At 40.7% G+C, this 25,339-nt stretch carries 24 protein-coding genes; 14 read left to right on the forward strand and 10 right to left on the reverse strand.

The genetic code is table 11. The features are described from left to right. Window positions 1–97 precede the first annotated feature (97 nt). The 8 genes from rmuC (at window position 98) to ruvC (ending at window position 7,522) form a co-directional block, all read left to right on the forward strand. Entirely contained in the window at window positions 98–1,732 is a 1,635-nt protein-coding gene (gene rmuC / locus NYR63_RS05975) for a DNA recombination protein RmuC (protein WP_279456709.1), read from the forward strand. Beyond that, window positions 1,704–2,315, forward strand: coding sequence for an anthranilate synthase component II (locus NYR63_RS05980; protein WP_279456712.1), 612 nt, complete (start codon window positions 1,704–1,706; stop codon window positions 2,313–2,315). Before rmuC ends, NYR63_RS05980 begins: the two co-directional genes overlap by 29 nt. Window positions 2,316–2,386: 71 nt before the next feature. After that, window positions 2,387–2,836, forward strand: a complete 450-nt coding sequence (locus NYR63_RS05985) for a DUF302 domain-containing protein (RefSeq protein WP_279456713.1) — start codon at window positions 2,387–2,389, stop codon at window positions 2,834–2,836. Window positions 2,837–3,006: 170 nt separating this feature from the next. Further along, window positions 3,007–4,782, forward strand: coding sequence for an aspartate--tRNA ligase (gene aspS, locus NYR63_RS05990; RefSeq protein ID WP_279456716.1), 1,776 nt, complete (start codon window positions 3,007–3,009; stop codon window positions 4,780–4,782). Window positions 4,783–4,815: 33 nt separating this feature from the next. Next, window positions 4,816–5,253 (forward strand): dihydroneopterin triphosphate diphosphatase, encoded by a 438-nt coding sequence (gene nudB / locus NYR63_RS05995; protein ID WP_279456718.1) that lies wholly within the window; start codon window positions 4,816–4,818, stop codon window positions 5,251–5,253. A 218-nt stretch (window positions 5,254–5,471) separates the two neighbouring features. After that, complete coding sequence (locus NYR63_RS06000) at window positions 5,472–6,212, forward strand: YebC/PmpR family DNA-binding transcriptional regulator (protein WP_279456720.1); 741 nt, start codon at window positions 5,472–5,474, stop codon at window positions 6,210–6,212. A gap of 134 nt (window positions 6,213–6,346) precedes the next feature. Beyond that, the gene (locus NYR63_RS06005) at window positions 6,347–6,859 is read left to right on the forward strand and encodes a hypothetical protein (protein WP_279456722.1); all 513 of its coding nucleotides are present in this window, start codon (window positions 6,347–6,349) and stop codon (window positions 6,857–6,859) included. An 84-nt stretch (window positions 6,860–6,943) separates the two neighbouring features. Next, complete coding sequence (ruvC, locus tag NYR63_RS06010; protein ID WP_014991005.1) at window positions 6,944–7,522, forward strand: crossover junction endodeoxyribonuclease RuvC; 579 nt, start codon at window positions 6,944–6,946, stop codon at window positions 7,520–7,522. 40 nt (window positions 7,523–7,562) lie between these two features. On the opposite strand, the gene NYR63_RS06015 is transcribed toward ruvC, so the two are convergent. The 3 genes from NYR63_RS06015 to NYR63_RS06025 form a co-directional block, all read right to left on the reverse strand. Then, window positions 7,563–9,032, reverse strand: coding sequence for a M16 family metallopeptidase (locus NYR63_RS06015; protein WP_279456723.1), 1,470 nt, complete (start codon window positions 9,030–9,032; stop codon window positions 7,563–7,565). A gap of 157 nt (window positions 9,033–9,189) precedes the next feature. Then, a complete protein-coding gene (gene metE / locus NYR63_RS06020; protein ID WP_279456724.1) occupies window positions 9,190–11,463 on the reverse strand; it encodes a 5-methyltetrahydropteroyltriglutamate--homocysteine S-methyltransferase in 2,274 nt (757 codons plus the stop codon). Window positions 11,464–11,677: 214 nt separating this feature from the next. Continuing rightward, on the reverse strand, window positions 11,678–13,138 hold the full coding sequence (locus NYR63_RS06025) for a DASS family sodium-coupled anion symporter (RefSeq protein ID WP_279456725.1): 1,461 nt from the start codon (window positions 13,136–13,138) through the stop codon (window positions 11,678–11,680). A 224-nt stretch (window positions 13,139–13,362) separates the two neighbouring features. On the opposite strand from NYR63_RS06025, the gene NYR63_RS06030 reads away from it, so the two are divergent. Further along, on the forward strand, window positions 13,363–14,292 hold the full coding sequence (locus NYR63_RS06030) for a LysR family transcriptional regulator (protein ID WP_279456726.1): 930 nt from the start codon (window positions 13,363–13,365) through the stop codon (window positions 14,290–14,292). A 98-nt stretch (window positions 14,293–14,390) separates the two neighbouring features. On the opposite strand, the gene NYR63_RS06035 is transcribed toward NYR63_RS06030, so the two are convergent. The 5 genes from NYR63_RS06035 to NYR63_RS06055 all read right to left on the reverse strand — a co-directional run bounded on the left by NYR63_RS06035 (window position 14,391) and on the right by NYR63_RS06055 (window position 19,095). Next, window positions 14,391–15,179 carry a Slam-dependent surface lipoprotein gene (locus NYR63_RS06035; protein ID WP_279456727.1) on the reverse strand — a complete coding sequence of 263 codons (789 nt, stop codon included), beginning with the start codon at window positions 15,177–15,179 and terminating at the stop codon, window positions 14,391–14,393. A 137-nt stretch (window positions 15,180–15,316) separates the two neighbouring features. Continuing rightward, the gene (locus tag NYR63_RS06040; protein ID WP_279456729.1) at window positions 15,317–16,252 is read right to left on the reverse strand and encodes a Slam-dependent surface lipoprotein; all 936 of its coding nucleotides are present in this window, start codon (window positions 16,250–16,252) and stop codon (window positions 15,317–15,319) included. A gap of 131 nt (window positions 16,253–16,383) precedes the next feature. Then, a complete protein-coding gene (gene rluB / locus NYR63_RS06045; protein WP_279456730.1) occupies window positions 16,384–17,433 on the reverse strand; it encodes a 23S rRNA pseudouridine(2605) synthase RluB in 1,050 nt (349 codons plus the stop codon). A gap of 70 nt (window positions 17,434–17,503) precedes the next feature. After that, window positions 17,504–18,121 carry an L-threonylcarbamoyladenylate synthase gene (locus NYR63_RS06050; RefSeq protein ID WP_005604900.1) on the reverse strand — a complete coding sequence of 206 codons (618 nt, stop codon included), beginning with the start codon at window positions 18,119–18,121 and terminating at the stop codon, window positions 17,504–17,506. A gap of 77 nt (window positions 18,122–18,198) precedes the next feature. Beyond that, entirely contained in the window at window positions 18,199–19,095 is an 897-nt protein-coding gene (locus tag NYR63_RS06055) for a Dyp-type peroxidase (protein ID WP_279456731.1), read from the reverse strand. 158 nt (window positions 19,096–19,253) lie between these two features. Between NYR63_RS06055 and NYR63_RS06060 the strand changes: the two genes are divergently transcribed. The 4 genes from NYR63_RS06060 to NYR63_RS06075 are packed head-to-tail and all read left to right on the forward strand — an operon-like array spanning window position 19,254 to window position 23,297. Further along, on the forward strand, window positions 19,254–20,804 hold the full coding sequence (locus tag NYR63_RS06060) for an anthranilate synthase component 1 (protein WP_279456732.1): 1,551 nt from the start codon (window positions 19,254–19,256) through the stop codon (window positions 20,802–20,804). A gap of 13 nt (window positions 20,805–20,817) precedes the next feature. Continuing rightward, window positions 20,818–21,405, forward strand: a complete 588-nt coding sequence (locus NYR63_RS06065; protein ID WP_279456733.1) for an aminodeoxychorismate/anthranilate synthase component II — start codon at window positions 20,818–20,820, stop codon at window positions 21,403–21,405. 56 nt (window positions 21,406–21,461) lie between these two features. Continuing rightward, a complete protein-coding gene (gene trpD, locus NYR63_RS06070) occupies window positions 21,462–22,466 on the forward strand; it encodes an anthranilate phosphoribosyltransferase (RefSeq protein ID WP_279456734.1) in 1,005 nt (334 codons plus the stop codon). 42 nt (window positions 22,467–22,508) lie between these two features. After that, window positions 22,509–23,297 carry a class I SAM-dependent methyltransferase gene (locus NYR63_RS06075; RefSeq protein WP_279456735.1) on the forward strand — a complete coding sequence of 263 codons (789 nt, stop codon included), beginning with the start codon at window positions 22,509–22,511 and terminating at the stop codon, window positions 23,295–23,297. Here the strand turns inward: NYR63_RS06075 and NYR63_RS06080 are convergent. Further along, window positions 23,292–24,383 carry a hypothetical protein gene (locus NYR63_RS06080; protein ID WP_279456736.1) on the reverse strand — a complete coding sequence of 364 codons (1,092 nt, stop codon included), beginning with the start codon at window positions 24,381–24,383 and terminating at the stop codon, window positions 23,292–23,294. The genes NYR63_RS06075 and NYR63_RS06080 overlap by 6 nt on opposite strands. A 195-nt stretch (window positions 24,384–24,578) precedes the next feature. Here NYR63_RS06080 and NYR63_RS06085 point away from each other — a divergent pair, with 195 nt between their 5' ends. After that, the gene (locus NYR63_RS06085; protein ID WP_005598087.1) at window positions 24,579–24,794 is read left to right on the forward strand and encodes a YdcH family protein; all 216 of its coding nucleotides are present in this window, start codon (window positions 24,579–24,581) and stop codon (window positions 24,792–24,794) included. An 88-nt stretch (window positions 24,795–24,882) separates the two neighbouring features. Here NYR63_RS06085 and rplI read toward each other — a convergent pair whose 3' ends face one another. Continuing rightward, on the reverse strand, window positions 24,883–25,332 hold the full coding sequence (gene rplI / locus NYR63_RS06090) for a 50S ribosomal protein L9 (protein ID WP_005612601.1): 450 nt from the start codon (window positions 25,330–25,332) through the stop codon (window positions 24,883–24,885). Window positions 25,333–25,339: the final 7 nt, after the last annotated feature.

The raw sequence follows: 25,339 nt of genomic DNA on the forward strand, positions 1-25,339 counted from the left end.
GGAATTTCTGCCAATTTAGCAACGTTCTTTCACTTTTCATTTTTCGCCGGATTGCTATAATACTGTATATTTTTCTATTAGATTCAGGTTTACCTTTATGATTATTGATGAAATATGGTTTTATGTAGCGATTGCCGTACTATTGGTTATCGCCGTTTTTCTGTTTTTTCTGCAATCACGCTATCAACGTGATGCGTTTGAGCTTTCACAAGATTTGACCAAAGCACAAGCCGATCTCAGCCAAATTAATCAAAAATTTGAGCAACTTGCCATTGAAAAAAATCAGATCGAACAATGGGCAATTCAATATAAAACTCAAGCCCAAGCGAGTATTGAACGAATTAACGAAAAAGAAGCACAGATTAATCGCTTACACAGCAAAATTGAAGAGGCGCAACAGCAAGAACAACAATTGGAACGCTATATTAATGAGCTAAAAGAACGTATCGGTGCATTCCAAGCCAAGTCGGAAAGTTTAGAAGAACAATTACAATTTAATCAAAATGCGCTTTCGCATAAAGAACGTGAAAGCCAATCGCTTGTCGCCCAGCTTAGCCAGACGCAAAATGAATTAACCGAATTGCGAACCTCACTTTCAGAAAAACAAGCGAATTTTGAAGCACAACAACGTAACTTTATCGAGGTAAAACAACAACTTAATGTTGAATTTCAACATTTGGCACAGCAAATTTTGGAAGAAAAAACCAAAAGTTTTACCGCGAGCAATCAATCTTCGTTAGATGCCCTGTTAAAACCGTTTAAAGAACAAATCGAAGGTTTCCAAAAACGGGTAAATGAAGTACACAGCGAGTCGCTGAAAGGCACGGCAAGTTTAGAAGCCGAACTGAAAAGGGTGCTACAAATCGGTGTGTCGATGTCGGAAGAAGCCCAAAACCTAACTAATGCCTTAAAAGGTAACAATAAAATCGCCGGTAATTGGGGTGAAGTACAACTTGAATCGGCACTACAGGCAGCTGGACTATTAGCCGGCGAGCACTATGTGGCTCAAGAAAGTTTTCGAGATCAGGAGGGCAAACGCTTTGCGCCTGACTTTGTGGTACATTTACCCGATCAAAAACACTTAATTATTGATAGTAAAGTTTCATTATTGGCTTATGATCAAGCGGTCAGATCCGAAGAAAATTTTGCAATTACCCAAGCGTTAGATGAGCATTGCAAATCACTCCGCACACATATCGACGGCTTATCGAAAAAGAATTACAGCAGTTTGCAAGGGATGAAAAGTCCGGATTTCGTCTTGATGTTTGTACCGATTGAACCGGCTTATATTGAAGCGATGAAACACGATCCGCAGCTGTTTAATTACGGTTATGAACGTAATGTCATTTTGGTTTCATATACCACCTTAATGCCGATTTTGCGTACCGTTGCAAATTTATGGCGAATTGAGCGAGGCAATGCCGAAGCACGTGAAATCAGTGAAAAAGCAGGCGAAATTTATAATCAAGTTTGTAGCGTTGCCGACCGTTTGGCGAAATTGGGCAATACGCTGAATACAGTCAATAACCAATATAATCAGACGGTAACCTCATTAGTCGGACGCCAAGGCTTAGTCGGCAAGGTGGAACGCTTCCAGCAACTTTCCGCCAAAGCTAGCCAAACGATGCCGGCGGTTGAGATGCTTACCAATGATTTTGATACCAATAAACTCATATTAATTGCAGAAAAGATTGAAGATAGCAATGCAGCAAACAATGAAGAAAGCCACTAATTTATTAATTATCGATAACCACGATTCGTTTACTTTTAATTTGGTTGATCTGCTACGTAAAATAGGCGTGCCGATGAAAGTGGTTTTAGTAGAACAATTAGTGCTTGATGAGGTAGAAAACTTTAGCCACATTTTGATTTCACCCGGCCCGGATGTACCAAGAGCTTATCCGCAAACCTTCGAAATGTTGAAACGTTTTCATCAAACCAAATCGATTTTAGGTGTGTGTTTAGGTCATCAGACGCTGTGTGAATTTTTTGGCGGCGAACTACACAATTTGAATGAAGTCAGACACGGGCAGCAACGTCCTTTAATCCAAATAAGCGACAACCCGATTTTTGACGGTTTACCCGAGCGTTTTAATATCGGTTTATATCATTCGTGGGCAATCTCGCAAAAATCGTTGGAAAACACACCGCTTATTGCCACGGCGGTTTGCGATCAAGATGTCTTAATGGCATTTAAACACCAACATTTGCCGATTTACGGCGTGCAATTCCACCCTGAATCCTTTATTACCGAACACGGTGAACAAATGCTACGCAATTGGCTTAACATTGACGATAAAAGCAAATTAGCTTAAAGAAACCTTATTGTAAGAATACAAACGATTAACAGTCTAACCGTCATCTGTTTTTATTGAGGATGAAAAGAATGAAGCTAAAAATATTTGCACTTGTCTCTTTATTAGCGAGCGGTTTAGCGAATGCCGAAACCAATTTAAAACCGACGATTTTTGAAAGTAAATTCGACTTTCAGCAAACCGTTGAAACATTAGAAACCGGTTTTAAAGATAAAGGTATGACAATTTTTACCAAGATAGATCACCAAGCCGCTGCGAAAGCCGCCGGCCTTGAAATGCAACCGGCAACCGTGATTGTTTACGGTACGCCAAAAGCCGGTACGCCGTTAATGGTAAAAGATCCAACACTTGCGTTACAATTACCGTTAAAAGTATTAGTTACCGAACCGACCAAAGGCAAAGTAGAAGTCATGTTACACAAAGCGGAACAAGTTGTCGCTCATTCAAATACGCCGTATTCAGCGGTAGAAAACAGTTTAGCGAAAGCTGAAAAATTAATTGAAGCAACTGTTGCCAAATAACTTTACCAATTAATAAATAAGCGGTCATTTTTTAGTAAATTTTGTTACAAAATCGACCGCTTATTTGTTTTTATCTCCAATTCCTGCCAATTTTCCGCTATAATTTCAAAGATTTTGTCTCCGCATTTCATACAGCGGAAAACCTATTTTTAAATCTTAAGGATATTTTTATGATGCGTTCTCATTATTGTGGTGTTTTAAACCGTTCGCACGTTGGTCAAACCGTAACATTAAGCGGTTGGGTACACCGTGTGCGTAACCTCGGTCGTTTTATTTTTATGCAAATTCGTGACCGTGAAGGTATCGTGCAAGTTTTCTTTGACGAGAAAGATGAAGCGATTTTCAAAATCGCTTCAAGCCTACGTTCAGAGGCGTGTGTGCAAATTCAAGGTGAGGTGATTGCACGAGATGAATCACAAATCAACAAAGAGATGGCGACCGGTGAAATCGAAGTGTTAGTAAAAAATGTAGTTGTGTATAACAACTCGGAAGTTTTACCGCTGGATTTCAACCAAAACAACACGGAAGAGCAACGTTTAAAATATCGCTATCTTGACTTACGCCGTCCGGAAATGGCGGAAAAACTCAAAACACGTGCGAAAATCACCAGCTTCGTACGTCGTTATATGGACGACAACGGCTTCCTTGATATCGAAACACCAATGCTAACCAAAGCAACACCGGAAGGTGCGCGTGACTATTTAGTACCAAGCCGTGTACACAACGGTAAATTCTATGCTTTACCGCAATCACCGCAGCTTTTCAAACAGTTGTTAATGATGTCAGGTTTTGACCGTTATTACCAAATCGTAAAATGTTTCCGTGATGAAGATTTACGTGCCGATCGTCAGCCGGAATTTACCCAAATCGATGTGGAAACCTCATTCTTAACCGCTGAAGAAGTGCGTGAATTAATGGAAAATATGATTCACGGCTTATGGTTGGATCGCTTAAACGTAGATTTAGGCAAATTTCCAATCATGACGTGGCAAGAAGCGATGCAACGTTTCGGTTCGGACAAGCCGGATTTACGTAACCCGTTAGAATTAGTGGACGTGGCGGACATTTTAAAAGACGTTGAATTTAAAGTATTTAACGAGCCGGCAAATTCAGCAGACGGTCGTGTAACCGTGCTTCGTGTGCCGAACGGTGCAACGCTTACCCGTAAACAAATTGACGAATATACCCAATTTGTCGGTATCTATGGTGCAAAAGGCTTAGCGTGGGCGAAAATCAATGATGTAAATGCCGGCATGGAAGGCATCCAAAGCCCGGTAGCAAAATTCTTAAACGAAGAGGTTTTCAAAGCGTTAATCGAGCGTACCAAAGCAACTAGCGGCGACATCCTATTCTTCGGTGCGGATAAATGGCAAGTAGTTACCGATGCAATGGGCGCTTTACGTTTAAAAGTTGGTCGTGATTTAGAGCTAACCAATTTAACCGCTTGGAAACCGCTTTGGGTAATTGATTTCCCGATGTTTGAAACAGACAGCGAAGGCAACCTTTCAGCAATGCACCATCCGTTCACTTCTCCGAAAGGTTTAACGCCGGAAGAATTAGCGGCAAACCCGGTGAATGCGGTTGCAAATGCTTACGATATGGTTATCAATGGCTACGAAGTGGGCGGCGGTTCGGTACGTATTTACGATCCGAAAATGCAACAAACCGTATTCGGTATCCTCGGTATTAACGAACAAGATCAACAAGAAAAATTCGGCTTCTTATTAGACGCATTAAAATTCGGAACACCGCCGCACGCAGGTCTTGCATTCGGTTTAGACCGTTTAACTATGCTTATCACCGGTACGGAAAATATCCGTGATGTGATTGCATTCCCGAAAACTACCGCAGCGGCGTGTCTAATGACCGAAGCACCAAGTTTTGCAAACCCGCAGGCATTGGAAGAGTTGGGTATTGCAGTCGTAAAAAAAGAGAAAGCGGAATAAGACAAGCGGTCAAAAATCGCTTATTTTTTGTAAATGAAATACAAAAATCCTCACTCCGTTTTAGTTGTGATTTATGCGCAGAATTCGGGCAACGTCTTAATGCTGCAACGCCAAGACGATCCCGAATTTTGGCAATCGGTGACCGGTTCGCTTGAGCCGAACGAACAGCTGTTTGAAACGGCGATTCGCGAAGTGAAAGAAGAAATCGGTATCGATATTTTAGCGGAAAAACTTACGCTAACAGATTGCAACGAATCGGTAGAATTTGAGATTTTTCCGCATTTTCGGTATAAATATGCACCCGATGTGACACATTGTTCGGAACATTGGTTTTTACTTGCCTTAACGCAAGAACGACAACCTGTGTTAAGCGAACATTTAGCATTTAAATGGGTAAGCGTTGAGGAAGCGATACTGCTAACGAAATCCCCGAATAATGCAGCGGCAATTGCAAAATATTTAAAGAAATAACCACTCTCTCCTCTTGTGGGAGAGAGACTGTCTGTGAAGCGTATAGCGAGCAGACAGAGAGAGGGGGAAAACTAGCGGTCTAAATTCGTAAATGTCTTACAAAAACTAACCGCATCCCCTCTCCCTGATTTCCGCCTCTAAACGAGGCTTCAATCTTTCCCTCTCCCACAAGGGGCGAGGGCAAATTTTCACAAATCAAATATAAAGGAAACAACAGAATGGCAGGTCATAGTAAGTGGGCTAACATTAAACACCGTAAAGCGGCACAAGATGCACAACGCGGTAAAATTTTTACTAAATTAATTCGTGAATTGGTTACTGCGGCAAAAATCGGCGGCGGTGACGTTTCGGCAAACCCTCGTTTACGTTCTGCAGTAGATAAAGCATTATCAAACAATATGACACGTGATACGATCAATCGTGCAATTGAACGTGGTGTAGGCGGTGGCGATGACACCAATATGGAAACCAAAATCTATGAAGGTTACGGTCCGGGCGGCACAGCGGTAATGGTTGAATGTTTAAGCGATAACGCAAACCGTACCATTTCACAAGTTCGCCCAAGCTTCACTAAATGTGGCGGTAACTTAGGTACTGAAGGTTCTGTCGGTTACTTATTCAGCAAAAAAGGGTTAATCTTAATCGAATCAGCCGATGAAGACGCTTTAACCGAAGCGGCAATCGAAGCGGGTGCGGACGATATTCAACCGCAAGAAGACGGTTCATTCGAAATCTATACCGCTTGGGAAGATTTAGGTAGCGTACGCGACGGTATTGAAGCGGCGGGCTTTAAAATCCAAGAAGCGGAAGTGACAATGATCCCATCAACTACCGTTGAATTAGATGCGGAAACCGCACCGAAATTACTTGACTTAATTAACCGCCTGGAAGATTGTGACGACGTACAAAACGTCTATCACAACGGTGAAATCAGTGACGAAGTCGCTGCACTTCTCTAATTCCTTACGCTAAAGCCAACCTTACCGGTTGGCTTATTTTTTTAGTAAATCATTGAACTAATACCCATTTTTAATTTTCTAATGAAGGCGTTGTAAAACGTGTGTATTTATTTTTTAATTGTAAGGAATAAAAAATGAAAGGAATTAAATTTATATCCGCATTATCTTTTGCCGCACTACTAGCAGCTTGTTCAACCGCTAATGATGTTGCTTCAAACGTATCAAATGCCGCCTCAGCGACAACCAATGCCGTAAAAGAAGGTGCGACCGCCGTATCTAACGGTGTTTCAAACACCGTAAATACCGTAAAAAATAAATTAACCGCCTCTTCTAAAACCGTGGTTTATCAATGCCAAAACAATAAAACCGTGGTTGCCACCTATGATTTTGAAGGCGAGAAAGCAACCGGCTTAACTTTAACCGTGAATGATGTGGCGGTAAAAGAGTTAATGCGTGATGAGAAAAATAAAGACTTTGCGTCATTCGCTTCAAAAACGCACGTATGGAACCTAGATGAAACCTTCTCACTTTCAACCTTTAATAAAACCGAAGCGGGAATGTTATTCAAAAAAGGTAAAAATGCGGATGAAATCCTTGCAAAAAACTGCGAAGTTAATCAAACTGCAACTGCAAAGTTAAATAAATAACAGATTGATTCGTTTTAGATAAGCGGGCGGATTTGTAAAAATTTTTGCAAATCTGCCCGCTTGTTTTCATTCATTGGACAAACTATGCCGATTATTTTAGGAATTGACCCCGGTTCACGGGTTACCGGTTATGGTGTGATTCGTCAAACCGGACGCCATTTAGAATATTTAGGAAGCGGTGCAATTCGCACTTCCGTCGATGATCTACCGACTCGCTTAAAACGCATCTATGCAGGCGTGACCGAAATCATCACCCAATTCCAACCTGATATGTTTGCGATTGAACAAGTGTTTATGGCGAAAAATGCCGATTCCGCACTCAAACTCGGACAAGCTCGCGGTACAGCGATTGTCGCAGCGGTAAATCACGATTTACCTGTGTTTGAATATGCCGCCCGTTTAGTCAAACAAACCGTCACCGGCATTGGCTCAGCAGATAAAATCCAAGTACAAGATATGGTCACTCGTATGCTTCAACTTTCGTCCAAACCGCAAGCCGATGCCGCCGATGCCCTTGCGATTGCGATTACTCACGCCCATTCGATTCAACATTCCTTGGTGGTTGCAAAGCAAAGTAATCAGAAAGTCAGTAGCGATAAAGAGCAAATTCTCGCCTTAATGAAAACTCGTTATAGCCGTGGGCGATTTCGTTTAAAAGGATAAAAAAATAAGAGTAATCAATTTCTTGATTACTCTTGTTTCTTTATTGCTTTTTGTCTGTAGTCGGCTGAGTAGCTTCCGTTTTTTCTACTTCCGGCTTTTCTACCTCTGCTTGCAGCAGATTAACCGTTTCTAGCGTAATCGATTTTAGCTGTACTTTTCTTGGCGGTTGATAGTTGATTAAACGATCTTTACTGCTAATCCATTGTTGGATTCTTTCATTTACCTCTTTAGCCGAGACTTTTTTCAGCATTGGCTCTAAGAGCTCCGCCAACTTCTTCTGCGTTAAATAAGGTTTATCCGATAATACGGTTTCCGACATAATCTGTAACCATTGCTGGAAATCGCGATCATTCTCATCTTTCTTCGCATTTTCTAGTTGAATTTGTACCGCTTCTTTTTGTTTAGTCAGCTCATCTTCCGTAATAGGCGAACGTTTAAGTTGCTCTATTTCGCTAAAAATCTGCTTTAAGCCTAACTCATGCTGCGTTGATTCGACCGTCGCAAACCAACCTAATGCAGCGGTATTTTTACCGATGTCGGATTTACGTATCGTAATAGCGGAAACGCCTTTAGGTAAAACCGCTGACGGATTTTGCAATCGTTGCGATAACGAAGCAAGTGCCAAACGGTCAATTAAACGCGCATAACGAGCTTCATTGGTACGCACTCGGTGTTTCATTTCATCAAAGCGGAAAATATATGCGACTTGGCTGACGCTACTGCGAGCATCTTGAAGTTTATTAATCGCAAGTCCTTCAGACAAGATAGGATCTAAATAATCCCTTTTCGGCATCTCTTTAGCGACCAAACTCGAAAAGCGTTGTTGAATTTGTTGTTTCACCGCTTCCGGTTCAATATCGCCGACTACTAATAGCTGCATATTATTCGGCGTGTACCACGTTTGATAAAACTGCTGCAACTGGGTTGCCGGTAAATTTTGGATATTCTCCGCCGTACCGATAATCGCTCTATCGGCATAACGAGAATCCGCACGCACCGCCGCAATACGTTTTTGATTCATTAAGCTACCGACACTTTGCGCTTGTCGCCAATCTTCCAAAATATATTTACGCTCATCATCAAGATCTTCTTGGGTAAGTTTCGCTTGAAATAGCATTTGCTCTAACAAATAGAGACTTTTATCCAAATTAGAGGTTGAAGGCGGAATCATTTGATAGGTGGTATGATCATAACCGGTCTCGATATGATAATTTTTTTCTTGTTTCCATTTTTGTTCATTCAAATACGGCGTTAAGCCGTTAGGATGAGCATTGGTACCGCGTAACACTAAATGTTTAAGTATATTGGTTGCGCCTAACTGGCTATCCGTTTCGTCAATCGCTCCGGCATTGACTTTCATTTGAATTTCAATCCGTCCTTTTTCCGCATGTAACGGCAGCAAAGTATATCGTAAACCGTTTTCAAGTTGTCCTTGAATCGGCCCGCTTTTTTCCGCATAACTTGCCGTTGAAGCGGCAAATAACACTAAAGAAGTTAAAATAATGCGCATTTTTATTTTCCTAAATAGAAAATCCTCTTGCTTGAAACAAGAGAAATATAAGTGGCGATATTCTAACAAATAATTTAAGCAAGCGGTCTAATTTACCGATTTTTTTGCAAATTAAACCGCTTGTTTTATTAATAAATCCAATACTATTTTTGTCGAATTATTCAGCTAATTCCGCACGTAATTTTTTCGTTACCTCAACCATGACTTGTAATTGTTCGACGGTTTCTTTCCAACCACGCGTTTTTAAGCCGCAATCCGGATTCACCCATAAACGTTCTTTCGGTATTACCTTCAATGCCTTACGTAATAAATGCTCGATTTCGCCGGCTGTCGGTACACGAGGGCTATGAATATCATAAACACCCGGGCCGATATCATTCGGATATTTGAAATCGGCAAACGCCGTGAGTAATTCCATATCCGAACGTGAGGTTTCAATCGTGATCACATCCGCATCAAGCCCAGCAATCGCCGGTAAAATATCGTTAAATTCCGAATAACACATATGAGTGTGGATTTGAGTATCGTCTTTTACGCCCATATAACTTAAACGGAACGCTTCTCCCGCCCATTGTAAATAGGCATCCCAATCCGCACGTTTAAGCGGTAAGCCTTCTCGAATCGCAGGTTCGTCAATCTGGATCACTTTAATACCGGCTTTTTCCAGATCTAATACCTCGTCAGAAAGTGCCACACCAATTTGCTTACATACGGTAGAACGAGGAATATCATTACGTACAAACGACCATTGTAAAATCGTCACCGGGCCGGTTAGCATGCCTTTCATCACTTTATCAGTCAGGCTTTGAGCATATTGCGACCAACGCACCGTCATCGGTTCAGGGCGAGTGACGTCACCATAAATCACCGGCGGTTTGACACAACGAGAACCGTAGCTTTGTACCCAACCGAATTTAGTGAACGCAAAACCGTCCAGTAACTCACCGAAATACTCCACCATATCGTTACGTTCCGCTTCGCCGTGAACTAATACGTCTAAGTCCAGCTCTTCTTGTTTACGAACCACAAATTCAATTTCTTTTTGCATTGCCGCTTCATAATCAGCAAGCGATAGTTCACCTTTTTTGAATGCGGCACGGGCGTGGCGAATTTCCAATGTTTGCGGGAAAGAACCGATATTAGTAGTTGGAAGAAGCGGTAAATTTAGCCATTTATTTTGCAACTTAATTCGTTCGGCAAACGGTGACTGGCGTTTATCCGCATTTGCCGGTAAATTCGCTAAACGTTGTGCGACTTCCGCTTTATGAATCACTTTGCTGTTCGCTCGTGCATCTGCCGCGGTTTGGCTATCATTCAGCTGTTCCGTAACCGCTGCTCGCCCCGCATTTAACGCCTGTTTTAAAACCTGCAACTCTGCCACTTTTTGTAAGGTAAAAGCTAACCAGCGATATAATTCAGGATTATTTTGCTGTAATTGCGTTTCTACCGATAAATCATAAGGCGTATGTAATAGCGAACAACTCGGTGCAATCCATAAACGTTGATTAAATTTCGCTTTTAATGGCTCCAACACATCCAATACACGATTTAAATTCGCTCGCCAAATATTACGCCCGTCAATCACACCAGCAGAAAGCACTTTCGGATAATCTTCAAATGCACGGAGTTGTTCCGGCACACGCACGAGATCAAGGTGTAAACCGTCTACCGGCAACGCTTTTAATAAAGCGGCGTGTTCCGCCACCGAGCCGAAATAAGTTGCCAATAATAACTTCGCATTCACTTTAGCTAACTGAGCGTAAACGTCTTGATAAGCCGCAAGCCATTCTTGAGGTAAATCTAATGCTAATGCCGGTTCATCAATTTGGATCCATTCCACACCTTCAGCGGCGAGAGCGGTTAAAATCTCAAAATAAACCGGCACAAGTTGCTTGAGCAAATCAAAGCGGTTAAAGGCTTCGCCTTTTTCTTTACCTAGCCATAAAAATGTTAGCGGGCCGACAATCACCGGTTTAACTTGATGTCCGACAGCTTTCGCTTCACGGATTTGATTCACATAATGCGTAGGATTCGCCTTAAATTGAGTGTTTTTCTGGAATTCCGGCACAAGATAGTGGTAGTTAGTATCAAACCATTTGGTCATTTCAATCGCAAACTGCTCTTTATTACCACGTGCTAATTGGAAATATTGATCAAGGGTCAAATTTTGGCTATCAAAACCAAAACGAGCCGGTATCGCGCCGGTTGCTACTTGTAGATCTAAAATGTGGTCGTAAAACGTAAAATCACCGACCGTGACAAAATCCGCATCGGCTTGTGCCTGATGCTGCCAATTTTTTTCACGTAACGCTTTTGCCAGATCTAATAAATCTTGTTCGGCTAATTCTTTACGCCAGTAGCGTTCTTGTGCAAATTTTAATTCACGTTTTGCCCCTACACGTGGAAAACCTAAGATATGTAATGTTGTCATACTGCACTCCTGCTATTTCACTAACCCTATTGTTAAATTCAATAACTAGATAATGCAGAAACACCAAACATTATGCAAACTCATAATTTTCAATTTAATTATGAAATACATTAATAAATAAATTATTATCTATATGAAAAAACAAGCGGTCAAATTTGCATTTTTTTATACAAATTTGACCGCTTAGTTATGTATAACATCTTAAGTTATCGAATTACCACCAACCGAGTAGCTTCATCCAAACGCCACCGACAGTAAACCAAATAACTAACGAAGCAACCGAAATAATGAAACTAACGCCCCACCATTGCCCTGTTGTGTTGTAACCTGAACCAAATAATGCAGGTCCCGGACCGCCGGCATATTGAGTTAAACTCATTGATAAAGTTGAGGTATAACCTAAACCGATTGCCGCTAGCATCGGCGGAGTGCCGACTGCGATTGCCGCCGCAAGGAAAGCAAGATACATCGCTGAAATATGTGCCATTGCAGAAGCAAAGAAATAGCGGGTGTAGAAGTAAACCAGTACTAAAATACCAAATGCAATCGGCCAATCCAAACCGCCGACCGATTGTGAAATATGCGAAGAAATCCACGTGATCGCACCATATTTATTTAGCGCATTCGCCATCATCACTAACACTGCAAACCAGAACATCGTATCCCACGCTGATTTTTCAGAAATGATATTTTGCCAGTTCATAATGTTAGATAAGAGTAAAATGACTAAACCGATAAAAGCGGATACGGTTGCAGGGATACCAAATGCAAGATCACCGACGGTCCAGAGGAACAGTAATAACACAAAATCTAATGCTAAAATCCATTCCGCTTTACTCATTTTGCCCATATTTTGTAATTCTTGACGAGCCATCTCCGCCATTTTAGGCGTATCTTTTAATTCAGGCGGATAAATCAAATAGAGTAAATACGGCAGAACGATTAAACAAACCACACCGGGAACTAATGCACCGATAAACCAAGTAATCCATGAAATCTCTACGCCTTGACCGCGAGCAAGTTCGGCAATCAAAGGGTTACCCGCCATAGCGGTTAAAAACATCGTACAAATAATCGTATCGATTTGCGATACGGCTAAAGCCAAAAACGCACCGGCACGTTTTGCTGTCGGACCGGGCTTAGAATCGTATGCTTCGGCAATCGATTTCATAATCGGATACATAATACCGCCGCCGCGTGCAGAAGCGGACGGAATTCCCGGACCAATCACTAAATCGGCAAGTGCAATACCGTAAGCGACGCCCATCATTCTCTTACCGAAACGAGAAACGAAATAAAGTGCGATACGTTTACCCAATCCCGTTTTAATTACTGCTTGCGATAAGAACATAGCGATTCCGATTAACCAAATCGTTGCATTGGAAAAACCGGATAACATCGCCACTTCGTCTTTACCCGCTTTAATCGGGGTTAATTCGGTCACACCGCTAATCACTAATGCGACTAAAGTCGCCGCTCCCATCGGCATGGCTTTTGCAATAATCGCTACAATCGTTGCAACGAATAAAGCTAACATTCCCCATGCTCTTTCACTCAACCCTTCCGGGGTAGGAATTAATACGATACCAAATCCAACCACAACGGAAATCAGCAATCCCTGCCAATTAAAACCTAATTTAACCTCAACCGGAGGTAATTTTTGCTCTGCTGACATAATTTTTCTCCTAACTAAAACGGATTATAGTCTAACGATAATTTCCATTAGATATTGCAAAAAAACACATCATATTTTGATATTAATTAAACATTATTTTTTTATAACATAAAAAAAGTATCAAAAACGCCTAACCCATGATTATTTTCATTTTTAGTCTTGGCATACCAAGCATTTATCTATAGTATCTTTCATCATCTTTCTTTTTATAATGAATTATTTACATGAAACCGATTTTTCTTGAACTACGCCACTTAAAAACACTGGTCGCTTTAAAAGAAAGCGGCAGCGTTTCTCTTGCGGCAAAACGCGTACATCTCACGCAATCCGCGCTCTCTCATCAGCTTAAATTGTTAGAAGATCAATATGAACTTACTTTATTTGAGCGTAAGACCCAACCGCTACGTTTTACACCCGCCGGAGATCGTCTAGTCAAATTGGCGCATGATATTCTGCCGAAAATCGTTGAAGCCGAGCTTGATCTCGCCCGTGTCAAACAAGGGGAAGCGGGAGAATTACGCATTGCGGTGGAATGTCATACCTGCTTTGACTGGCTGATGCCGGCAATGGATACTTTCCGTCAAAGTTGGCCTTTAGTGGAATTGGACATTGTATCCGGCTTCCATACCGATACCGTCGGATTGCTCTTAACTCATCGTGCGGATTGGGCGGTTGTTGCCGAAGCAGAAGAAACGGAAGGCATTATTTATCGCCCGCTCTTTTCTTACGAGATGGTTGGAATTTGTGCTAAGGATCATCCTTTAGCCGATAAAGATATTTGGCAAGCGGAAGATTTTATTGACGAAACTTGGATTACTTATCCGGTACCGGACGATATGTTAGACTTATTGCGTAAAGTGTTACGCCCCGCAGGTATTATGCCTACACGCAGAACCAGCGAATTAACTATTGCGATTATTCAGTTAGTCGCAAGTAAACGAGGTATCGCAACTTTACCTTATTGGGCGGTAAAACCTTATTTAGACAGAGGTTATGTGGTTGCTAAGAAAATTACTCAACAAGGGCTATACAGTAATCTTTACGGAGCATTCAGAGAATCGGATCAACATTACGCTTATCTCAATGATTTCCATAATACGGTTAAATCGCAAAGTTTCGCTACGCTTCCGGGATTGATGGTGCTAGAAGAATAGTGATGATGAATAACTAAAAAATAAGCGGTCTAATTTCTATCATTATTTGCAATATTTAGCGTAACAAAATAATAAAATCAGACCGCTTATCCAATTAATTATTGGCTCGCCCCAAATACGCCGCCCCAAGCTTTATCATCACCGATTTTGGAATTGTCTTTAAACATACCACCGAGTTCTTTCGCATTATCGCCATAGAACTTACCTTCCACTTTTGCTTGAGTTGAGAAGCCTGCCGAATTTGCTGTACCTGCAAAGCTATTTCCGGAAATATCTGCAGCGATATTCACTGCATCAAGCGTATCAATATTTAATGTACCGTTTAACTTTTTCGTACCGAAATCAACGTTAAACTTTGATGTCCCATCCAGCCAATCTTTATCTTTAAATTGATCGGAATTACCCGTAACAAGTGCATAGCCGTTATAAGTTGCCGTACCGCTTGTCGGCATGGATTTAGTCGGAGAACCGTTATAGAACATATACCCTTTCTCACCATCTTTAACAATACCGAAACGTACCGCACTGTATTTATCACAACAAGTGTGTAAACCATTTATGTTTAACCAAGTACCGGCATAAATTCCTGAGTTCTTATAACTTACGCGAATTGATTTTCCATCTACATTTAGAGTAGATGTACTTGGATCATTAATTTCCACGCGTTTTTCCACTACATTATCATCTTGATTAGTAAGAATAAGAGCCGCTCCCGTAGCGGAAGTTGAAGGAATATTATTTAATGGAGAGGGATTATTCGTCTTAGGAGTATTATCTGCCATCGGTGGATGCTTAGCATTATTTGATGAATTACCACCACCGCTTCCACAAGCACTTAAAACTAACCCGACTAATATACTCAAACCTAACTTTGCAATTTTCTGCATAAATACGCTCCTGATATACTTCTATGTATAAAAATAAATTATATAAATCAAAATGAAAAATCTAAAAATAATATAAAAAGCGGTAGCATTTGCTACAATTTTCGCAAAACCTACCGCTTTATACTTAAATCAATATATTACTTTTGTTGTTTAGCACCAAATACACCGCCCCAGCTTTTATCGCCAAGTTTGGCACCTTTTTCCTTGGCACTTTCGAATGCTCCTGCCAATTCTTTAGCCTTTTCACCGTAGAATTTACCTTCGACGATAGCATCTGAATCTTTGAAACGATCAAATGTTGCCTTACCGGTAAAACTATTTCCAGAAATAGTGCCATCAACATTAACTTTATTGTTACCACTTAACTTATCAAATGCTAAAGTACCGGTTAATTTCTTCGTACTGAAATCAGCTTCAAATTTTGAAGTACCAAAAAACGCCTTATCATCATTTTTAACATCAATAGCTGCCGACAAATAAGCATCTCCCTCATAATTAAATTTACCTGAGGTTGGTATATCATTAGTTACGTTACCATTATAGAAAGCATAACTCTTATTTACAGCTCCATCATATACACCAAAACGAACCGAATCATACTTATCACAACATACTTCTAAACTTCCATCTTTCGATATTTTCCAATTACCTTCGGCTTTTGTTGCATCTGCAAACTTAATTTCAATGCCATCTACCTTAATAGAATTCAAATTAGCATCCGTCAATTTTTCTTTAGTTAATTGGGGTAGCCCCTTTGAAGCCCCTTCAACAATAAATACTCCGCCGCTTGTTTTATCTTTAGGCTGATCTTGTTTCGGTTGATCTTGCTTTGGTTGGTCTTGCTTTGGTTGGTCTTGCTTTGGTTGGTCTTGCTTAGGCTGCTCCTGTTTCGGCTGATCTTGTTTCGGCTGATCTTGTTTCGGCTGATCTTGTTTCGGTTGAGGCTGCTTAGGCTGTTCCTGCTTAGGTTTGTCTGATTTAGGTTTAATATCAATAGAATGGTTCTTACTGCCACAAGCGGTAATAACCAATCCGGCTAATAAAGTTACAGCAAATTTTGTAATGTGTTTCATATAGAACTCCTTATAAAAGTATAAGCGCAGTAATTATATACAAATAACTTAAATAAGATAACAAAATTTACAATTAAATTGTAAACAAAAATAAAGCCAATATTTCTTATATTGGCTTTCTCTGTTAGGTTTTATGCCTTTGTTCTATATTTAGAATGCTGTTTTACCGCTTTACGAATTTGGCGAATATTGGTACGACGGCGATTTTTCGTCACATCTACCTTGGTTTCGGTTTCCGCCGGTAAGCCAACAAGCTCACGTAAATAATTTACTTGCTCTAAGCCCATTTCTTCCCATCCGCCGCGAGGTAAACCTTTTTCCAATTTGATATTACCGTAACGAATACGAATCAAACGACTAACCTCAACACCTTGCGATTCCCATAAACGACGAACTTCACGGTTACGTCCTTCGGTTAAAGTGACATCAAACCATTGGTTTAAACCTGTGCCACCGACCGTTTTAATCTGTTTAAAGTTTGCCGGACCGTCTTCTAACTGAACGCCTTTGCGTAAACGCTGTAACATTGCTTCATCAATATTACCGAACACACGCACGGAATATTCACGCTCTACTTCACGACTCGGGTGCATTAAACGATTCGCTAACTCACCGTCAGTAGTAAACAGTAATAAACCCGAAGTATTAATATCTAAACGACCGACCGCAATCCAACGCGCTCCGGTTAAACGAGGTAAGCGATCAAATACCGTTGCACGCCCTTCCGGATCAGAACGGGTACATAATTCGCCTTCCGGTTTGTAGTACATCAATACGCGACAAATTTCTTTTTGTGCCGGAATTAAGCTGATTAAATTACCGTCAATACGAATTTTAGTCGCACTGCTTACTTGCACACGATCGCCTAAGCTTGCAATTTTGCCATCAACACTTACACGCCCTGCCGCAATAATCTCTTCCAACTCACGGCGAGATCCCTGACCGGCACGCGCTAGAATTTTCTGTAGTTTTTCACCAACTACTTTCTCTTTCTTCTCTGAGGTTTCAATGATGGAAGCGGTCGGTTTTGCTGATTTTTTTGCAAAAGATTGCTCGCTTTTTGCTTTTAACGGTTTTGAGGTCGGATGTTCGGCACGCTTTTCATTACGCTCGGCTAAACGTGGATTTTTAGAAAATTTTACCGATTTCGGATCGGCATTTTTAGTTTGAAATGTTTTCATTAAGATTCCTTTGTCGCTCTCACGAGCGTCTTTAAAAATATAGATTGCCTCTTTAAGAAGGAGGAAATCATTAATTAAACGGCGTAATATCGCCTGATCCTTCACGGATAATTTTAGGGGCATCTTCGGTTAAATCAATCACGGTTGTCGGCTCTTGACCTAAATAACCGCCGTGGATAATTAAATCCACACGATGCTCCAAATGTTCTCGAATTTCATCCGGATCCGATTCGGTAATTTCCGTATCAGGTAACATTAGCGAACACGATAAAATCGGCTCACCTAACGCTGCAATCAGTGCCAACGCAATAGCATTATCCGGCACTCGAATCCCTATTGTCTTACGCTTGGTCATTAATCTACGCGGCACATCTTTGGTTGCCGGTAAAATAAAGGTGTAAGGATTTGGCGTGTTATTTTTGATTAAGCGATAAGATTGATTAGTGACTAATGCATAAGTGGAAAGCTCTGATAAATCACTACATACCAAGGTAAAATTGTGATTTTCAGGCAATTTCCGAATCGCAACAATACGATCCATTGCGTGTTTTTCACCGATTGCACAGCCTAAAGCATAACCTGAATCTGTCGGATAAATAATAACGCCACCATTTTTAATAATTTCTACCGCTTGATTAATCAAACGTGCCTGAGGATTATCAGGATGAATATAAAAAAATTGGCTCATAGCGTAATATCCTTCGAAAAAAATGTTGATGTATTATACACCAACATTCTTATATTCTCTAAAGAATTATACCGTTCTTATAATGCTGCCAATTGTTCTAACGACGGAGCAAAATAGTAACTGCCTGAAACCGCTTTGGTAAAACCTAACAAGCGGTCGGTTTTACCGTCTAATTCACCAAACATACTTTTAAGCTGTTGGTCGATATTGTGTAAACGTTTTGCAAAAGCAATAAAATATAATCCGTGATCACCACTGGCTAAGCCGTACGGTAAACTGTGGCGTAGAATTTTCAGACCTTCGCCGTTTTCTTTTAAATCCACACGACCTACATGAGAATTTTCCGGCACATCATCAAGCTCAATGCTATCCGCTTTTGTTCTGCCGATAACTTGTTCCTGACGCTCCGTGTTCATCTTATGCCATTTTGATAATTGATGAACATAGCGTTGGCTCAATACATAACTGCCGCCGGCATCTTCACCCTCTTCAACTAAAGCGACTTCACGCAATTTCTCATCGGTTTGCGGATTCTCCGTACCATCAATAAAACCGGTTAAATCACGCTCTTCCACCCAACGAAAACCATGGGTTTCCTCCACTATTTCCGCCACCTCTTTTAATTGTTCCACCACCATCAAAGCGATAGAAAAATTAATATCCGGACGATTTGATTGAATATGTACTAAAAAATCACGTTGGGTTGCCGGCGCATACTCTCGTTCCGCTTTGCCTAGTGCGACAAAATCCTTTAATTCAGTAGCGGAATTAGCCTTTAGCCGGCTCCAAAGTGCTTTGCCGAAAGCAAGGGTAAGCCCTAATGCTTCCGTAGCAAACTGCTGCTGAATTTCTTGAAATTGATGCTGAATGGTATGAATTCTAGGACGAAACATTTCAATATTTAACACATTCGCTTCAATAAAAATGCCCGATTTACGATGCGTTAGTGTAATGCCGGATTGTGGAGTTGCCATAATATATCTCAATAAATAAAAAATAATGGTTATTGTACAAAAGCAAAAAAAGAAAACCAGTCGTTTTAGTCAAATCTCACGCATTTAAAAAATTACTTGACTTATTATTTTTATACTAGTTTAATAGTACATAAATAAATTAAACAAGGAATCGTGAAATGAATTTCCATACTCAGCAAACACAACTTCCCTACTATGCAGATACCACCGCCGCTTTTTACCACCTCTGTGATAATAAACCGCATACGCTATTATTAGACTCTGCAGAAATCCACAGTAAAAACAGCCTAAAAAGTTTATTGTTCGCTCAATCTGCATTACATATTTATTGCGATGCACAAATCGTCACTTTTGAGACATTAACTGAAAACGGTAAAGCGGTTATTCCCCATATCCAAGCTGCATTGGAACAGTTATCACCGGCTCCGACTTGCAAAGTTTCAGCCGAATTTAACCGCTTATCAGCAACCTTTCCGCCCATTGCACAAAATTTAGATGAAGACAGCAAACTTAAAACCAGCACAGTGTTTGACGGTTTACGCTGTGTGAGCCAACTTTTTGCCGATAAAGCGGACCCGATCTATTTAGGCGGTTTATTTAGCTACGATTTGGTCGCCCATTTTATTCCGATGGACGGTATTCAACTACAAGATGACGGATTACGTTGCCACGATTACAGCTTCTATCTTGCCGAACAATTAGTGTTTATTGACCATCAAAAACAGGAATCGGTGTTGCACACTTTCTGTTTCGATGAAACCCAACAAAGCCGTTTACAGCAACAAGCGGTCGAATTTAGCCAAATTCTTGCAAAATATCAGCCTTGCGAATTACGCCTACAGATTAGAACGGCAAGTGATGAAGTGAAAACCAATATTGAAGATGAAGCCTTTAAGCAAATCGTTCAAAAGCTAAAATATCATATTCATATCGGTGATGTGTTCCAAATTGTGCCTTCACGCCGTTTTAGCTTACCTTGCCCGAATATTTTAGCCGCTTATCGTCAGCTCAAAATCAATAATCCAAGCCCGTATATGTTCTTTATGCAAGGCGAGAACTTTACTTTATTCGGTGCATCGCCCGAAAGTGCCTTGAAATATTCGCAAGCGACTCGTCAATTAGAAATTTATCCGATTGCCGGTTCTCGTCCGCGTGGTTTTGATACCAACGGCAATATCGATCCGGAATTGGACTCACGCTTAGAATTGGAATTACGTTTAGATCAAAAAGAATTGGCAGAACATCTAATGCTAGTTGATCTGGCTCGTAATGATGTCGCTCGTGTTTGCCAAGCCGGTACACGTAAAGTGGTTGATCTGATGCAAATCGATCGCTATTCACAAATTATGCACCTGGTCTCTCGAGTGGTTGGCACATTACGTACCGATTTAGATGCACTACACGCTTATCAGGCGTGTATGAATATGGGGACTTTAACCGGTGCGCCTAAAATTAAAGCGATGCAGTTAATCTATCAAGTGGAACAACAAAAACGCCACAGTTACGGCGGTGCGGTCGGTTACTTAACTTCGCACGGCGATTTAGATACCTGCATTGTGATTCGTTCTGCATTCGTGCAAAACGGCATCGCTTACGTACAAGCCGGTTGCGGTGAAGTATTGGATTCGGATCCGCAATCGGAAGCGGATGAAACACGTCATAAAGCGAAAGCCGTATTAAAAGCAATCGCACAAGTTAATACCAAATAAGGACGGATAAGCTATGGCACATATTCTTTTTATTGATAATTTTGATTCGTTTACCTACAACCTTGTCGATCAATTTCGTGAATTAGGTCATCAAGTAACTATTTTTCGTAACGATTACCCATTAGAAGACTTTCTAAACAAAGCACAAACTACCGAAAATTGTATTGTGGCACTTTCGCCCGGCCCCGGCACACCGGCAGAAGCCGGCAATATGTTAGCTATCATTAAACGGCTCAAAGGCGCTGTACCGATGATTGGTATTTGTTTGGGTCATCAAGCAATTATCGAAGCATTAGGCGGACGTACCGTGCATACCGGTACCGTTTTACACGGCAAAGTGTCTAAAATTGAACACGATAACCAAGCAATGTTCCACGGCATCAATAACCCGATGCCGGTTGCCCGTTACCATTCATTGATGGGGGATAATCTGCCGGAGGAGTTAGAAATCAATGCTCGCTTCGATAATATCGTGATGGCGATTCGCCACAAACAATTACCGATTTGCGGCTTTCAATTTCACCCAGAATCAATCCTGACCGTAGAAGGCACTAAATTATTAAAACAATCGGTCGAATGGCTGCTTTCCACACAACATTAAGCAAAAAAATTTAGAAAAATAACCGCTTATCAACATAACAAAAACAGGATAACACTATGCAACTCGACAACATTCTTAGTCAATTATTTGAGAATCAAGTGCTCACAAAAGCAGAATCACACTACTTTTTTGAGCAAGTAATTCAAGGCAAAGTTGCTAACGAACAACTTTCCGCAGCTCTTATCACACTAAAATTACGAGGTGAAACGATTGAAGAAATTGCCGGAGCGGTTGAAGCGGCATTTGCAAATGCAACCGCATTCCCAACTCCCGATTACGATTTTGCCGATATTGTCGGAACCGGTGGTGACGGGCAAAATACAATTAATATTTCTACCGCCAGTGCGATTGTAGCGGCAACCTTAGGTTATAAAGTCGCAAAACATGGCAGCCGTAGCGTTTCCAGTAAAACCGGCGCAAGCGATGTGCTATCTGCATTAGGGATTAATGTTGCCATTTCTCCCCAAACCGCACGCCAAGCGTTAGATAAAAATAATCTCTGTTTCTTATTTGCTCCGCTTTATCACGCTGGTTTTAAACACGCTGTACCGGTACGCCAAGCACTGAAAACTCGCACACTATTTAATATTCTGGGGCCGTTGGTGAATCCGGCACACGCTAAACGCCAATTACTCGGCGTTTATTCACCGGATGTGTTAAAACTTTATGCAGAAACGGTACGCACCTTAAATCATCAACATTCGATTGTGGTGTACGGTTCCGGTTTAGATGAAGTGGCGGTACACGGCGAAACTTTAGTCGCTGAAATTGAACAAGGAGAGATCCATCATTTCACACTAACACCGGATGATTTCGGTATCCAACGCCATTCAATTGAGGCGTTAAAAGGTGGGGAACCTGCAGAAAATGCGGAAAAAATTACCGCTTTATTAAAAGGCAAAGGCGAAGCGGCACATATTGATGCGGTTGCAGTAAATACTGCTATGCTTATGCGTACTTTCGGCGAACGAGATTTAAAAGCCAACGTACAACGTGTTAAAGATTTGCTCAGCACAGATAAAGCCTACCAGACCTTGCAAAAACTCGCCCAATACCAGTAACATATCGCCCACATTTGTGGGCTTTTTTATAGGAATAAACAGTTGAAAAAAAGTATTTACGATACCCCGATTTTCTTTGAACGTTATCAACAATTACGTGAAAACCCAATCAGTATGAATGAAGTGGTGGAAAAGCCTACGATGTTTTCACTTTTACCGGATCTTACCAATAAAAAAGTATTAGATTTGGGTTGTGGTACCGGGGTACATTTGGCACATTATTTAGAATTAGGTGCGAGTAAAGTTGTCGGACTGGATTTATCGGAACTCATGTTAAAACAGGCAGAAAGTGATTTAGCAAAAAATTGGCAAAAATCGACCGCTTTCTCGTTGCATTGCCTGCCAATGGAACAATTAGATAAAATTCCGGAAGATCATTTTGATGTGGTCACCAGCTCGTTTGCGTTCCATTATATTGAGGACTTTGCCGATTTACTTGCAAAAATTTCCGCAAAAATGACCGCTTGCGGCACGCTGATTTTTTCCCAAGAACATCCGATCGTCACTTGCTATAAAGACGGCTATCGTTGGGAGAAAAATGAGCAAAAACAACAAGTTGCTTATCGTTTAAATTATTATCGAGATGAGGGGGAGCGAGATAGAAGTTGGTTCCAACAAGCATTCAAAACCTATCATCGCACCATGGCAACGATTTTCAATCAGCTGATTCAAGCCGGGTTTGAAATCGTGCAAGTGGAAGAGCCGATGCTGGCGGAACAACCTCAATGGCATAACGAGTTTAAAGATCTACAACATCGCCCGCCACTTTTATTTATTAAAGCAGTTAAAAAAATTAAGCAGCCAATCGGCTGCTTAATACTCTGCTTATGAAAGAGGAAGTTTATAGTCCGGTGTCGGATCCATTTCCGGAATAATCTCTTTTTCCGGATTTTCTATTTCTTCTTTTTCTTTAGACGGTTTATCCTGTGCAGGAATCGCTTCTTTTGTTTTATCCGGTTCCGCTGTTTCTTCCGGCTCTACGACTTTCTCAGCTTGAACTTCTTTCATCTCTTTGAGCTTATTCTCAGTAGCCATTGCCTCTTTAGCAATCGTAGATTGACTTGCTTCTTTTAGTTCGTTCGCTTTTTCAGTTTCAGGGATTTTCTCCGCCGGCACAATCTTTGGTTCTGCCGGTTTATTTTCACCAGCAACTATATCTTTTGCCGGTTCAGCTTCTTTTTTAACTTCGGGCACTTTTTTTGCTTCTAAAGATTTATTCGCAATAGGAGAAAGTAACCCCGGTACTCCGATAGATTTGATGGCTTTAGTTGATTCCAATTTAGTTGATAACTGCTCGGAATCGACTAGTTGTTCCGTATGAGCGACATCATCGCTTAGTTCAGAAGTGCTAGAAACTTGTGCTTTACTCGGTTCAATCGAAACTTCTTCTAAACTTTGCGGATATTCTAGCGAGTGATGAACTTCTTGTTCCGCACCTTCCACTTTTTTGGTGATTAACTTCTGGCTAAACTCCACTTTAGGATCAAGCCAAATCGATAACATCGCATTATTAAATGTTTGATCGAATTCTTGATCAATCACTTGATCATTCAATACAAAATAACCTTTATCCTCTAATGCAATATAACTTAAAGCATCATCCGGTTTTAAATCCGGTAAAATTTTACGCAGACGATCAATAACTTCATCTTGTTTCGGTAAGGTAATACCCAAACTTTCCCATGACTTCGCCACAGAAATAGCAAAATCTCTACCATCAACCGGTTTACTGTATTTTAAGGTCAGCATCAGCGGGCGAGATTCTTGTGTATATTCACCTGTTTCACTAAAAAGGGAAATATTATAAATTTTAAACGGTCCCCAAGTGTAATCAATATCATTAATTTTTTCCCACTTAGCAACAGCCGCACCGCTTACTAAAGCGAAGAAAAAGGATAAGAGAGCTTTGTAACGCATTATTATTGTCCCTGTAAAACAAGCTGAGGCAGTATTATACCTGAGCTAATATTAGAGTAAATTCATCAATCTATTCCAATACAAATATTTTGTGATCAGCTTCAAAAAATCAAAAGAAAATCAATGCCGAATAAATAAAAAGGAGTAGTATCAAACTAAACCAATTGATTAACTAAGACATAATAGGAGTTGTATATGTTCCCTGAATTTCGTGAATTAATTACTCAATTAAAGAATAGTGATACGCACTTTTCCCGTTTATTTGATAAACATAATGAGTTGGACCAACGGATTAAAAATATGGAATCAAATATCGAGCTTGCTACAAATGATGAAATAGAAGTTCTTAAAAGAGAAAAATTACATATCAAAGATGAATTATATGCAATTCTTAAGAAAAAATCCGCATAGTTTCATCAAGTTTAGTATAAACGCTTAGATAATATATAAAAAAATACCCAGCTAAAAAGCTGGGTATTTCAGTTAATCATTACGACTATTATTCAGCAACTACGTTTACTGTAACTACTGCATTCACTTCAGCGTGTAAGTGAACTTTAACTTCGTGTTCGCCGGTTGTACGAAGCGGACCTTCGCCTAAACGAACTTCAGATTTAGCAACTTCAACGCCTGCTGCAGTTAATGCATCAGCGATATCTTTCGCAGAGATAGAACCGAATAAACGACCGTCATCACCTGCAGTTGCAGATACTGATACAGCTGCGATTTCAGCGATTTTAGCTGCACGAGCTTGTGCTGCTGATAATGCTTCCGCTGCTTTCGCTTCTAATTCAGCACGACGTGCTTCGAAGTGAGCGATGTTTGCTGCTGTTGCCATAACCGCTTTACCTTGTGGGATTAAGAAGTTACGTGCAAAACCTGATTTAACAGTTACTTGGTCGCCCACAGAACCTAAGTGAGCAACTTTATCTAATAAAATAACTTGCATTGTACTC

It is taken from the genome of Actinobacillus genomosp. 1 (assembly GCF_029774175.1).
GTDB lineage: Bacteria > Pseudomonadota > Gammaproteobacteria > Enterobacterales > Pasteurellaceae > Actinobacillus.